The sequence below is a fragment of the Pseudomonas sp. 2 genome, from assembly GCF_056627435.1.
The window spans coordinates 1-12,389 of the sequence record NZ_JBWXNG010000004.1 but is presented as its reverse complement, the minus strand read 5'-3'; the positions used below and the strand labels follow the sequence as shown (position 1 = coordinate 12,389).

The window sequence follows — 12,389 nt, the reverse complement described above, 5'->3', positions numbered from 1 at the left end:
CAAGGCGGGCACATATCCTGTGGGAGTGAGCTTGCTCACGAAGAGGCCAATATTGGCGCAGCAGATGCAGGGGGTTCGAATCAGTCTTCGTGAGCAAGCTCACTCCCACAGAGGACGGTGTTGATTGTGAGAATTCCCTTTCAATGCTCAGCATTTCAGAGCCCTCTCCACCGCTTCGACGAACACCTTGGGCGAGGCCAGCTGCATCTCGCGGGTTTCGATCAGGACTGCCACCTGCACCGTACTGGCGCGGGTCAGACGCTCGCCCGTGGCCTTGTCGGTGATCAGGTAATCGATCTTCAGGCGGTTTTCCCACTCCACCAGGCTCGCTCGCACGTTGATGCTCTGGCCGAACACCGCGCCGCGCACGTAGCGCAGTTGCAGGTCGATCACCGGCCACGCGTAGCCGGAGTCGAGCATGTGGGTGTAGTTGTGGCCGATCTTGTCGAGCAGCGCGCAGCGGGCGATTTCCAGGTACTTCACGTAGTGCCCGTGCCAGACGACGTGCATGGTGTCGACGTCGAAAAACGGCACCAGCACTTCGGTGTCTTCGTGGAAAACCCCCTTGTTACGCATGCAGCCTCCAGTGTTGTTCGGCGATGCGTTGCAGGCACAGGCGCAGTTCGCCTTCCAGCGCGCGGTCTTCGATCACTGGCGGGAAATCCTCGCGCAGTTGCTCGTGCATGGCCGCCAGTGCCGGTGGCAGCGGGCGCGCATCGGCATCGCGGCTGCGCAGCCAGACGCCCTGGTTGGCGGCGATCAAGGTGGCGGCGGCGACCTGTTCCGTCAGCTCCAGCACGCGAATGGCGTCGCGCGCGGCGATGGTGCCCATGCTCACCTTGTCCTGGTTGTGGCACTCGGTGGAGCGCGAGAACACGCTGGCCGGCAGGGTGTTTTTCAGGGCTTCGGCGGTCCAGGCACTGGCGCCGATCTGCACCGCCTTGAAGCCGTGGTTGATCATCGCGCGATCCGCCGGGGAGCCGGACAGGTTGCTCGGCAGGCCGTGGTTGTAGCGTTCGTCCACCAACAGCGCCAACTGACGGTCGAGCAGGTCGGCGACGTTGGCGACCAGATTCTTCAGGCTGTCCATGGCAAAGGCGATGTGCCCGCCGTAGAAGTGCCCGCCGTGCAGCACGCGCTCGGCTTCGGCGTCGATGATCGGGTTGTCGTTGGCGCTGTTCAGTTCCACCTCGATGAAGCCGCGCAGCCAGCTCAGGCTGTCGGCCAGCACGCCCAGCACATGCGGGGCGCAGCGCAGGGAGTAGCGATCCTGCAGGCGATGCAGCGGCGCGGTCGGTGCGTCGATGGCCAGATCCTTGCGCAGCCAGGCGGCGACCTGGGTCTGGCCCGGGTGCGGCTTGGCGGCGAACAGGCGCTCGTCGAAATGCTCCGGGTTGCCCTGCAGCGCGACCACGTTGAGCGCGGTGATGCGCGTGGCCAGTTGCAGCAAGTAATCGGCGCGGGCGAAGGCCAGGCAGGCCAGGCCGGTCATCACCGCCGTGCCGTTCATCAAGGCCAGCGCCTCCTTCGGGCGCAGCACCAGCGGGTCCCAGCCCAGCTGACGGTGCACGTCGGCAGCCTGGCGACGCTCACCGTTGTACATCACCTCGCGCTCGCCCGAGAGGGTGGCGGCAACGTAGGACAGAGGCGTCAGATCGCCGCTGGCGCCCACCGAGCCCTCTTCCGGGATCAGCGGCAGGATGTCGTGCTCCAGAAACGCCTGCAGGCGCTCCAACAATTCGACCCGCACCCCGGACACGCCATGGCACAGCGAACGCAGGCGCGCCGCCAGCACGGCGCGGGTGGCCTGTGCATCGAGCATCTTGCCCAGCCCGCAACCGTGGAAGGTGTACAGATGACGCGGCAGCGCCTCGACGTGTTGCAGCGGCACGGCCACCACGCAGGAGTCGCCATAGCCGGTGGTCACGCCGTAGATCACGCCTTCCTTGTCCAGCAGCGAATCGAGGAACTGCGCGCCCTTGGCGATGCGCTGGCGGTAGTCCTTGTCGCCCTGCAAGGCAGTCGGCCGCTGGCGGTTGGACAGGGCCAGAACGTCCTCGATGCGCAGAGGGCGTTCGCCAAAGATGATCGGCTCAGGTGCTTGGTTCGTCATCGGATTTCCAGAACGGGTAGAAGTTGAACCACTGCTGCGGCGCTTGCAGGCAGTAGTGCGCCAGACGGTCGGCGTAACCTTGGGTGCAGCGGGCGATCACCTGCTGGCGATCGTTGCGTCGCCACTCCACGGCAGCGGCGAACGGCTCAAGCACCACGCGGTAACCGGCGGGGCCCTTGAGGCAGAAAATCAGGTTGATCGGGCATTTCAGCAAACCGGCCAGCAGCCACGGGCCTTGCGGAAATGCCGCCGAGTGGCCGAGGAAATCCACGCGCACATTGCGCCCGCCGTGCAGTGGCACGCGGTCACCGGCAATCGCCAGCCATTCGCCGCGATCCAGGCGCTGGCTCAGTTGCAGCATGATCGCCGGGTCCAGTTCGCTGACTTGAATCAGGCGCAGGTTGGTCGCGCCGGCCTCACCTAGAAGACGATTGAAACGCTCGGCGTGTTTAGTGTGCACCAGCACGTTCATCGTGACCTTTTCGCCCAGCTCGGCCAGCGCCCGGCAGACTTCGAGGTTGCCCAGGTGCGCACCGACGAGCATCTGCCCGCGCTCGCCACGCAGTTGATCGCGCAGGTGCGCGGGGTCGACGATTTCGATCTGCTCGATGCCCAGCTTGCCGTTCCACACGTCGAGCTTGTCCAGCAGCGCGTCGGCGAAGGCCATGAACTGTTTGAACACGCGCCAGTGGGTCGGGCGCAATTGCGGTTGCTGGCTCCAGTCGGCCAGGCGCTGCTGGTACTGCCAGGCACTGCGCCTCGCTGTGCGACCAAACAGGAAAAAGTACAGGACGATGCCATGCAGAATCGGGCTCAGCACTCGACGGCCGAGGACTTTCACGCCCCAGGCGGTGAGCTTCATCAGGGCGAAACTGCCGCGCTCCTCGTGCTCTGCCCAGTGCTGCTTTTGCTCGGCGTCACTCACGGCAGCCACCGGCGCCAGAGGATCAGCGGGAAGCGCGCCAACATGCCGAAGAACAGCTTGGTGTGCATCTTCGAGATCAGCGCGTTGTCGTGAAACAGGCGAAAGTGCGAGAGGCCGTCCTGCGGGTAGTGAACCTTGGTCGGCAGCCAGCGCATCGGTTGGTTGCGCCAGGACAGGCGTACGAGGATTTCCGGGTCGAAGTCCATGCGCTTGCCCAGATTGACTGTGTCGATCAGGTGCAGCACAGGCCCCAGTGGATAGACGCGAAAGCCGCACATCGAGTCGGGGATCTGCAGCGACAGGCTGTTGATCCACACCCAGACGTGGGTCAGATAGCGCGCGTACAGCCGGCCCTTGGGCACGCTGGCGTCGTATTGCGGGTAGCCGCAGATCAGCGATTTGGGATGCTCGCGGGAGTTGTCGAGAAAAACCTGAATATCGTTGAGGTCGTGCTGGCCGTCGGCGTCGACCTGCAGCGCATGGCTGAAGCCCAGTTTCGAAGCCTCGCGCAGTCCGGCCATGACCGCGCCGCCCTTGCCCTGATTGACCGGCAGTTGCACCAGGAACACCTTGTCCTGTTCGGCCAGGCGCTTGAGCACCGCCGCGCAGGCCGGGCTGCTGGCGTCGTCCACCAGCACGCAGGGCAGGCCGGCGGTCAGCAGCTCGGCCACCACGGCGGGCACGGCCAGCTCGTGGTTGTAGACCGGGATCACGGCGCAGGGGTTATGCATGGTGTTGGGCCTTGATGGTTGCATGGGGATTGCTGGCCTCTTCGCGAGCAAGCTCGCTCCCACAAGATGTGTGCAGAATCTGGGCGTTCGCCGTTTCCCTGTGGGAGCGAGCTTGCTCGCGAAGGCGCCCGGTCAGGCAATGATTGACTGCGGCCCTATCAAACATCGGCTACACCCCACAAAATCCGGCCGCTGGAACACGCCGCATCGCCATTGCGATAGGCAAAATGCAGCTTGCCGCGCTCCTGGTCGAAACGCAGGGTCAGGGTCAACTGATCCCCCGGGCGCACCAGCTGCTGGAATTTCAGCACTTCCATCCCGGCAAAGCGCGGTGGCAGGTTCATCAGCCGCTGACCCAGCTCGATCGCCCAGTCGATCTGCACCACGCCCGGCAGGATCGGCGCGGTGGGGAAATGGCCGGTGAAATGTGCCAGGTCCAGCGGCACGATCAGTTCCAATTGCAGCTCCTGCTCGACCTGCTGCTGGCTCACCACTTCGGGCGCCTGAATGCGCGGCGCGACGAGCAGCGCTTCGACCTGGGCCTGGGGCAGCTTGCCCTGGGTGTTCAGCGGCAACTGGCTGAGCAGACGCCAGCGGCGCGGCAGGGCGAGGGTTTCGCAATGGGGCACCAGATGCTGACGCAGGGCTTGCGTCAGGTTGCGGCGGCCGTGATTGCGCAGCGCCTGCACGCCTTGCGGGCTCAGCACCACCAGCGCACCGAGGGAGGCACGGTTTTCCCGGACCACGCCCATGCGCGCTTCACTGATCCATTCGTGGGTCGCCAGCGCCTGCTCCAGCAGCGGCAGGGAGATGCGTTTTTCTTCCAGCTTGACGATGCGGTCCAGCCGGCCCAGCAGCTCGAAGCGGCCATCGGCGGTGAAGCGCGCGGCGTCGGCGGTCTGTTCGATATGGCCGACCGGCAGATAGGGCGACTCGATACGCAGTGCGCCGTCTTCGTCCTGGCTCAGCGTCACGTCATCGAAGGCGCGCCACAGCGGATCGCCCTGACGCCAGGCGATGCCGCCGGTTTCCGAGCTGCCGAGGATTTCCGCAGGCCACTGACCCAGGCGCTGCTGCAGACTTTCGGCGGCCTCGGCGGGCAGCGCGCCACCGGACGAAAACACCCGGCGCACCGCGCTCATGCTGGCCCAGTCCAGGTTATCGCCCATGCGCTTGAGCAGCGCGGGGCTGGCGACCCAGGCGAAGGCATCGTGCTCGCGGCTGGCACGTTGCAGATCTTCGGGGAACGGCAGCTGTTTGCGCACGAAGCTGCGCCCGGCGCACAGCGGCCACAGCACGCGGAACAACAGCCCATAGATATGCTGCGCGGCGACGCTGCCGATGATGCAGGCGTCCGGCAGGTCCGCGCCCCACAGGCGCTCCAGCGCGTTGACCTCGTTGGCCAGCTGGCGCAGGCGCTTTTCTATCAACTTGGGTTCGCCGCTTGAGCCGGAGGTGCACAGGCTCAACACGCAGGCGTCCAGGTCCAGTACAGCAGGAGCGAGTGGCGCAGCGCTCAAGGCGTCGAGGCGGGTGTCGCCCGGCGCATCGGTCAGCCACAGGTCGACTTGGGTTGCCCAACGCTGGCGGGTCTGCTCCTGCAAGTCCGACGGCAGCAGCACGCGCACACCCGCGCGCCAGGCGGCGAACAGCGCCACGGCCAGCTCGCCTGCGTCTTCCAGGTGAATCGCCACACTGGCGATGCCGCGTTGTTGCAGCGCCGCAGCAGCACTCAGGGCATGCTCGCGCCACTGCGCCTGATTCAGGCTCGGGGCATGAGCGACCACGCGGTTCGGGTCCGCGTCGAGCAGCAGATGCTCAAGGTTTATCCAGCTCATGCCTGCCCCCGCACGCGTCGACGGACGATCCATTCACCGGCAAACAGCAGGCCCATCAGGCCATAGGCGATGAGGCCGGTGTAGAGCGTCCACCAGCTCAGTGGCGCCCACAGGGTCAGCGCCGCGGCGACCAGACCGTTGAACAGAAAGAACAGGCACCACACCTGGGTGACACGGCGGGTGTAGCGAATGGCGATCTCCGGCAGCTCCGGGTCGGTCAGGCGCGCCAGGCGCTCGACCATCGGCATGCCGCGCATCAGGCTCAGGCCGAACAGCGTCAGCATGAAGCCGCTGATCAGCACCGGGTACCAGCGCAGCAGGTGCGGGTTGTCGAACAGCGCCAGCAGCAGGCAGAAGCCGATGGCCACCAGCGCCATGCCCAGGCTGCCGGGGCGCCGCTCGCCGGTCAACGCGCGCGCCGCCCACAGCACGCCGAGCAGCAAGGCGAACTGCCAAGGCGAGAAATGCTCCATGCCGAAATACACGGCAAACGGATAGAGCACGCCCGCGATCACCAGAATCAGGCCAATCAGACGACTCATGCGGCGGCGTTGACCAACCGGTAGACGGCCTCGACCACATCGCCCACGGTGCGCACGGACTTGAACTCTTCAGCGGCGATCTTCTTGCCGGTCTTGCGCTTGATGTGGTCGATCAGGTCGACGGCGTCGATGCTGTCGATTTCCAGATCCTGATACAGGTTGGCGTCCAGGGTGATGCTCTCGGGTTCGAGTTCGAACAGCTCGACCAGCGCGGTGCGCAGGGTTTCGAAGATCTCTTCACGGGATTGCATGGTGTGTTGTTTCCTCAGGCCACTTGGCGGGCGCTGACGAAGGCCGCGAGGCTGTCGACGCTGGTGAAGTGGGTGCGTGTGTCTTTGGCGTCGGCGTCGATCTTGATGCCGTAGCGTTTCTGAATGGCCAGACCCAGTTCCAGGGCGTCGACCGAATCCAGGCCCAGGCCTTCGCCGAACAGGATCTGGTCGTTGCCGATGTCGTGGGTGCTGATGTCTTCGAGGCCCAGGGCATCGATGATCAGCTGTTTAATTTCCAGGTGCAGATCGCTCATCTGTGGCGAGCTCCTTGATGAAGTGGTGATGCAGATGGTCATTGAGCTTGCGCGACGCCACAGGGGCCGGGCCAAGCGCGGCGAACGCCGCTGGATCGATATCGTTGCCCACGCGCAGGTGAAAGTGCGGGCGGCGCTGGGGAATGCGGTGCCAGGGCTCGGCCTTGGTCAGTGTGGTGGGCGACACGTGAATCGTCACCGGCGTGATGACGCTGGCACCGCGCAACGCGATGGCCGCCGCGCCACGATGAAACACCGGCGGCTGGCCGGGCTGGGTGCGGGTGCCTTCCGGGAAAATGATCAGGGTCTGCCCGGATTGCAGCAGGTTCGCCGCGTTTTCCAGCATGTCGGCGCTGCCGTCATTGCTCACATAGCCGGTGGCGTTGACCGGGCCGCGGGTGCAGGGGTTCTGCCACAGGCTCTGTTTGACCACGCAGTTGGCATCCCGCACCAGGCCGATCAGAAACACCACGTCGATCAGCGAAGGGTGGTTGGCGATGATCATCTGGCCGGGGCGGCCGAGCTTCTCGGCGCCTTCGACGTCATAGGTCAGCACACCCGTGCGGGCCATGAACCGAATAAAGGCCCAGAACAGCCGGCTGATGGTGCGGCGGGCACGGCGCTGGTGGTCGCACGCCGAGCCTGGCAGCAGCGACAGCAGCGGGAAGATCACAAGACGCAGGCACAGCCCGCCCAGCCCGAACAGGGCAAAGCTTGTGGCCGTCGCAAAAAGACGCCAGTAATAGGCGTCGCGACTCTTGCTCAGCGGTTGTGTTGCCAGTTCCATAGCCGATTTTTCCAGGGATGCTGCAAGGTGCTCTGTTGTGTCGACAGCGCTCGTAAAAGGTTGAGCGCGTGTGGCCAGCGGCCAGGCGAATCTGTGCCGTCCTTAGACTCGCAGCGGCTCAGCGTCAGCTGCCATTCGTCGCCTGGTGTGAGCAAAAGTCCCAGGGCGTAGGGGAACGGCACGTCGTCGATCCACGGCGCGTAAACGGCAGGCGGGCTTTCTTCGGTGATGATCAGCAGCACGGCTGCTGCGCCCTCTTCGAGCAGGGTCGCGGCTTCCAGCACGCCGTGTTCGAGGCCGTCGCCAGCGGCGGCCAGTGCGGTCATTTCGCTGGTTTCTCCGCGCAAGATCGACCACAGGCCGATCACCGCGTTGTGCACGGACAGGCTGAACTGGGTGGGCGACAGTGGCTGTTCGGCGGCCAGATCACGCAGGATATCGAAGGTGCGAGGGGTTTCGCCGTGGCGCGAGACGAACACCAGCGGCAACTGCGCATGGCCTTCGGCCAGTGGCCAGCCTACGCTGAACGCCATCCGCGCCAGGCGGCTGAGGCGTCGGCGCTGCATGGCCGGCAGAAACGACACGTCCGGCGCCTGTTCCTGATCATCGGGAACAGCCGGGTCAAGGCTCCATTGTCGCCAGTCGTCAGACGTCGCGAGTCCCGGGGCCCAGGCACGCCACTGCGTAATATTGAACTTGATCACGAGTTTGATTCCCGCCCATATGCGGGCTTACTTCCTGGCTTCGAGTATCCGAAGTGACACCAACCATGGCGCGGCGCTATCACCGAGTGGGGGGCATTATCCTGATGCGAATGCACAGAGGCAAACGCTCAAACAAATAGTTTGTTTACTTAGGATATTTCCTACTGGTATGGGCGCGGTGGACGACGAAGCTTTGTAGGATGTGTTTAACGCGGCAAGGCCGCGGGTTTCCTCCGGTCGTCAGATTTTTCCATGACGCTCGCCCGATGTATCTCAATTGCCTAAACTCGGGACCATTCATCGGATCGTAAGACGATCTTTCACGGCAATTCGGCAACAGGGAGTCAGGAAATGCGGCGTGTGGTGTTCAATCAGAAAGGCGGTGTCGGCAAGTCGAGCATCGCCTGCAATCTGGCAGCGGTCAGTGCCAATGAAGGCTATCGGACGCTCTTGATCGACCTCGACGCTCAGGCCAACTCGACGCACTACCTCACGGGCCTGGCAGGTGAGGACATTCCCATGGGGATTGCCGACTTCTTCAAGCAGAGCCTGTCGTCAGGGCCGTTCTCCAAGAAGAACCAGGTCGATATCTACGAAACCCCCTTCGATAACCTGCATGTCGTCACAGCGACTGCGGAGCTTGCCGATCTTCAGCCCAAACTCGAGGCCAAACACAAGATCAACAAGCTGCGCAAACTCCTCGAAGAGCTGGACGAGGACTACGACCGCATTTATCTGGATACCCCGCCGGCGTTGAATTTTTACGCGGTTTCAGCGTTGATCGCCGCTGATCGCGTGTTGATCCCCTTCGACTGCGACACTTTTTCTCGCCAGGCACTGTACGGCCTGCTCAAGGAAATCGAAGACCTCAAAGAAGATCACAACGAGGAACTGGAGGTGGAAGGCATCATCGTCAACCAGTTCCAGTCCCAAGCGCGCCTGCCGCAGCAGATGCTCGACGAGCTGATCGCCGAAGGCCTGCCGGTGCTGCCGGTCTACCTCAACAGTTCGGTAAAGATGCGCGAATCGCACCAGGCCAGCCTGCCGCTGATTCATCTGGATGCGCGGCACAAGCTCAGCCAGCAGTTCATCGAGTTGCACCACCTGCTGGAAAGCAACACCGATCACTAAGGCTTGGGCGGCCCTGCGACCAGCACCATGCGCCGAGTCATGTGCTCGGCCTGCTTGAGCGCCTGGCGGGCGTCGTCCCTGGGAATGTCGATCGCCGCTTCCATGTCGGCGGTCAACTGGTCCTGGCTGGCGATCAGACGATGCTCGCCAAAGGGGCAGGCACAGCGCACCAACTGGCCCTGGGTCGCGACCGCGACGAGTTGATCGATGAACGTGGGGTTGCCCTGGGCAATGAAGCCGACCTGATTGCACACCGGGCACCACACCAGATCGCCCATGCGCGCCAGCCGGCGCTCTTGCCATCGCTGCGTCCCCGACGTCTGAAGCACGACGCCGCCTGTGGTGGTTGCATCACCTTCCCGGATTATACATGTCATCGCTGCGAGCCCTGGATTGCCTGTAGGAGCGGCAAATCCTAGACGTGGAATCCGGCCGCCTGGCGACCGCAAGGCGCTTTCAGACGTGTCCTACCGGCAACTCAGCAACCGGCTGCATCGCCTGAAGAACCGGCCTTCAAATCCCCTGGCTTGCCAGCCATGCGGTCAGCTGCGCAAGGGGCATGGCGCCGCTCTGGCGAGCGACTTCCCGGCCGTTCTTGAACAGAATCAGGCTGGGGATCGAGCGAATGCCCAGTTGCGCCGACAGTTGCTGATTGGCCTCGCTGTCCAGTTTGGCCAGGCGCACACGTCCGCTCAGTTGCGCGGCGGCCTGCTCGAAGGTGGGCGCAAAGGATTTGCACGGCCCGCACCAGTCGGCCCAGACGTCCACCAGCAACGGCAGGTCGCCCTTGATCTGGCTGGCGTAGTCGCCCTGGGTCAGATTGAACGGCGTGTTCAACAGCACCGGCTGCTTGCAGCGCCCGCACTTGGGGCCGTCGCGCAGGCGGTCGGCGGGGATGCGGTTCAGGCCGTTGCAGTGAGGGCAGGGGATGACGAGCGGTTCGGACATGATGGCTACCTGAATAAAGGCGAATGAGCGGTAAATGGAGCCTCGACCCTGGCTTATCAAGTCACGCCGAAGACTGTACCGCCCGCTTGCACCGATTCTGTTACTGGTTCGCCCGACACATTCGGCCTAGCCTGACCGGATAACCAATGAAGGGAGGACCTTATGCAAACCCTCGGCGTGTTGGGCGGGATGAGCTGGACATCGACTGTTACTTATTACAAGTGGCTCAACGAAGGCATCCGCGACCGGCTTGGCGGTTTGCATTCGGCGCCGTTGCTGCTGCATTCGGTGGACTTCGCGGGGATCGCCGCCTGGCAGCAATCCGGCGAGTGGGACCGGGCGGGCGAGCAGTTGGCCGAGATTTCACGGGGCCTTGAGCGGGCGGGCGCCGGCGCGATCCTGCTGGCCACCAACACCATGCACAAGGTCGCCAGCGCCATCGAATCGGCCGTCGACATCCCCCTGCTGCACATCGGCGATGCCGTCGGGCAAGCGCTACAGGCCAAGGGCATCAGGCGCGCGGCCTTGCTCGGCACGCGCTTCACCATGGAAGAAGACTTCTACAGCCGCAGGCTCGCCGAGCGCTTCGACATCGACGTGCTGCTGCCCACCGCCGAGGCCATGAGCGAAATCGACCGCGTGATCTTCGCCGAACTGTGCCTTGGCCAGTTCCAGCAACCGGCCCGCGACTTCTATCTGGGCGTGCTCGAACAACTGCGCGACCAGGGAGCCGAAGCCGCGATCCTCGGCTGCACCGAAATCGGCCTGCTGCTCGAAGGCGTGCACAGCCCGCTGCCGTTGGTGGATAGCACTGAAGAGCATGTGAAGATGGGGTTGGGGTGGTTGGTGGGGAGTTGATTCGGCTGAACGCCTCCATCCTGTGACCGTGTTCTCGGATTGGCTTTTTCCCGGTCTTTCCTCGCCACATCGGGAAGGTTTGGAGACGTTTAGCATTTCTCGAAAGTTGCGATCTTCGCCCTGAATTTCCGGGGCGAAACCCGTTTGGCTTTGCCGCATTTATCCTAAAGGAGTCCCTCGTTCGCCCAGCTAGCCCCAGCGCCCCACTCCCCATAGCTTCCCGCACAAAGGGGCTTTGAGCAGGATTCGACGCATTGGCCCCTGTCATGTGATTGCCAGGGGAGTTGCCAATGATCAATCAGATTCAAGCGGCCGCAGCGGCGGTTGTCGCCAAGATGTCGGCCAGCGCCGTTTCACCTTCCAATCCGGCAAAGGCCGATCAACCGGCTGTGGATAAAACCACGAAGCCTACTGCCGACAAGGCCAGTTTCTCGCCGCTTGCCCGGCAGTTGAACGAAAGCACCGCGCGGGCCGCCAAGCGTGACGCCGAGATGACTCACGCGGAGCTTGGCAAGTACGCCAGGGGTCGGGTCGACGAGTTTTTGCAGGAGACTCCGAAGGCCAACAGTTTCACCCGGGCGATGGAAGTGCCGAACACCAGGGATCCCGAGTTGCTGGACCGCGCGCGCAAGGCCAGTGAGTTCGTGTCCAGGACCCTCGCCGGCGACAAATACGCGAAAAGCCCTTTCGACAATCTGTCGCGGGCGCAGCTGAATGTGATCGCCTACGACGACAGCGGCATGTTCACCCAGAACGAGCGACGCGCCGCGTGGCATGGCGTGCAGAAGATGGACGACGCCTGGCACAAGACGGCGATCCCTGAAGGCAACCTCGAGCAGATTCGCACCGGCAAGGCGACGAAGTTCTATCGCGAGGCGCTGAGTTATTACCAATCCCTGCCCGCTGTCGAGAAAGCGGTGAATTATCCCAAGGACGCCGAAGCGAAGCTCAACGCCCGGATCAAGAACGACCCGACCATGCCCGGCACGTCGAATCGTCAGGCACCGGATCGTAAGTTGACGCTGTACGACATCCTGGCCGGGATCGTCGACCCCAAACAGGACAAGTCCAGCTCGGCCAATGCCGGGTACACGAAGAAATTCAGCCCCAGAACATCGCCTGTACCCGTGACTTGGACCGAGGCGTATATGCAGAGGCGTGCGGCCAGAGAAGCCTCCAGGCCCGGGACCCCGGCTGCGCCTGCGGTTTCCAGCCCACCTGCAGTCGCAACCTCGACAAAACCGACATGATCCCAAGCCTGCCGCAATCCCTGTAGGAGCGAATTT

General features: G+C 63.7%; 15 protein-coding genes. 3 read left to right on the top strand and 12 right to left on the bottom strand.

Annotated elements, in window-relative coordinates:
- Positions 1 to 147: 147 nt before the first annotated feature.
- From AC1MEK_RS07780 to AC1MEK_RS07735, 10 genes are all read right to left on the bottom strand, one after another.
- Positions 148 to 576, bottom strand: a complete 429-nt coding sequence (locus tag AC1MEK_RS07780; RefSeq protein WP_480395689.1) for an acyl-CoA thioesterase — start codon at positions 574 to 576, stop codon at positions 148 to 150.
- Positions 569 to 2,113: an HAL/PAL/TAL family ammonia-lyase gene (locus AC1MEK_RS07775; protein ID WP_480395688.1), complete on the bottom strand. Its 1,545-nt coding sequence runs from the start codon at positions 2,111 to 2,113 to the stop codon at positions 569 to 571. The genes AC1MEK_RS07780 and AC1MEK_RS07775 overlap by 8 nt, the downstream gene beginning before the upstream one ends.
- Positions 2,094 to 2,975, bottom strand: a complete 882-nt coding sequence (locus AC1MEK_RS07770; RefSeq protein WP_480396053.1) for an LpxL/LpxP family acyltransferase — start codon at positions 2,973 to 2,975, stop codon at positions 2,094 to 2,096. The genes AC1MEK_RS07775 and AC1MEK_RS07770 overlap by 20 nt, the downstream gene beginning before the upstream one ends.
- 59 nt (positions 2,976 to 3,034) lie before the next feature.
- Positions 3,035 to 3,769: a glycosyltransferase family 2 protein gene (locus AC1MEK_RS07765; RefSeq protein WP_480395687.1), complete on the bottom strand. Its 735-nt coding sequence runs from the start codon at positions 3,767 to 3,769 to the stop codon at positions 3,035 to 3,037.
- A gap of 158 nt (positions 3,770 to 3,927) precedes the next feature.
- Positions 3,928 to 5,607, bottom strand: a complete 1,680-nt coding sequence (locus AC1MEK_RS07760) for an ApeI family dehydratase (protein ID WP_480395686.1) — start codon at positions 5,605 to 5,607, stop codon at positions 3,928 to 3,930.
- Positions 5,604 to 6,149, bottom strand: a complete 546-nt coding sequence (locus tag AC1MEK_RS07755) for a COG4648 family protein (RefSeq protein ID WP_480395685.1) — start codon at positions 6,147 to 6,149, stop codon at positions 5,604 to 5,606. Before AC1MEK_RS07755 ends, AC1MEK_RS07760 begins: the two co-directional genes overlap by 4 nt.
- Complete coding sequence (locus AC1MEK_RS07750) at positions 6,146 to 6,400, bottom strand: acyl carrier protein (RefSeq protein WP_480395684.1); 255 nt, start codon at positions 6,398 to 6,400, stop codon at positions 6,146 to 6,148. The genes AC1MEK_RS07755 and AC1MEK_RS07750 overlap by 4 nt, the downstream gene beginning before the upstream one ends.
- 14 nt (positions 6,401 to 6,414) lie before the next feature.
- Positions 6,415 to 6,675 (bottom strand): phosphopantetheine-binding protein, encoded by a 261-nt coding sequence (locus AC1MEK_RS07745; RefSeq protein WP_480395683.1) that lies wholly within the window; start codon positions 6,673 to 6,675, stop codon positions 6,415 to 6,417.
- Positions 6,650 to 7,462: a lysophospholipid acyltransferase family protein gene (locus AC1MEK_RS07740; RefSeq protein ID WP_480395682.1), complete on the bottom strand. Its 813-nt coding sequence runs from the start codon at positions 7,460 to 7,462 to the stop codon at positions 6,650 to 6,652. The genes AC1MEK_RS07745 and AC1MEK_RS07740 overlap by 26 nt, the downstream gene beginning before the upstream one ends.
- Positions 7,438 to 8,166 carry a beta-ketoacyl synthase chain length factor gene (locus AC1MEK_RS07735; RefSeq protein WP_480395681.1) on the bottom strand — a complete coding sequence of 243 codons (729 nt, stop codon included), beginning with the start codon at positions 8,164 to 8,166 and terminating at the stop codon, positions 7,438 to 7,440. Before AC1MEK_RS07735 ends, AC1MEK_RS07740 begins: the two co-directional genes overlap by 25 nt.
- A 351-nt stretch (positions 8,167 to 8,517) precedes the next feature.
- Here AC1MEK_RS07735 and AC1MEK_RS07730 point away from each other — a divergent pair, with 351 nt between their 5' ends.
- On the top strand, positions 8,518 to 9,297 hold the full coding sequence (locus AC1MEK_RS07730) for a ParA family protein (protein WP_480395680.1): 780 nt from the start codon (positions 8,518 to 8,520) through the stop codon (positions 9,295 to 9,297).
- On the opposite strand, the gene AC1MEK_RS07725 is transcribed toward AC1MEK_RS07730, so the two are convergent.
- Positions 9,294 to 9,674, bottom strand: coding sequence for a PAAR domain-containing protein (locus AC1MEK_RS07725; protein ID WP_480395679.1), 381 nt, complete (start codon positions 9,672 to 9,674; stop codon positions 9,294 to 9,296). The genes AC1MEK_RS07730 and AC1MEK_RS07725 overlap by 4 nt on opposite strands.
- 136 nt (positions 9,675 to 9,810) lie before the next feature.
- Positions 9,811 to 10,245 (bottom strand): thioredoxin TrxC, encoded by a 435-nt coding sequence (gene trxC / locus AC1MEK_RS07720; protein ID WP_480395678.1) that lies wholly within the window; start codon positions 10,243 to 10,245, stop codon positions 9,811 to 9,813.
- 162 nt (positions 10,246 to 10,407) lie between these two features.
- Between trxC and AC1MEK_RS07715 the strand changes: the two genes are divergently transcribed.
- Both AC1MEK_RS07715 and AC1MEK_RS07710 read left to right on the top strand, forming a co-directional pair.
- Entirely contained in the window at positions 10,408 to 11,103 is a 696-nt protein-coding gene (locus AC1MEK_RS07715) for an aspartate/glutamate racemase family protein (RefSeq protein ID WP_480395677.1), read from the top strand.
- A 290-nt stretch (positions 11,104 to 11,393) separates the two neighbouring features.
- Positions 11,394 to 12,353 carry a hypothetical protein gene (locus tag AC1MEK_RS07710; RefSeq protein ID WP_480395676.1) on the top strand — a complete coding sequence of 320 codons (960 nt, stop codon included), beginning with the start codon at positions 11,394 to 11,396 and terminating at the stop codon, positions 12,351 to 12,353.
- Positions 12,354 to 12,389 lie beyond the last annotated feature (36 nt).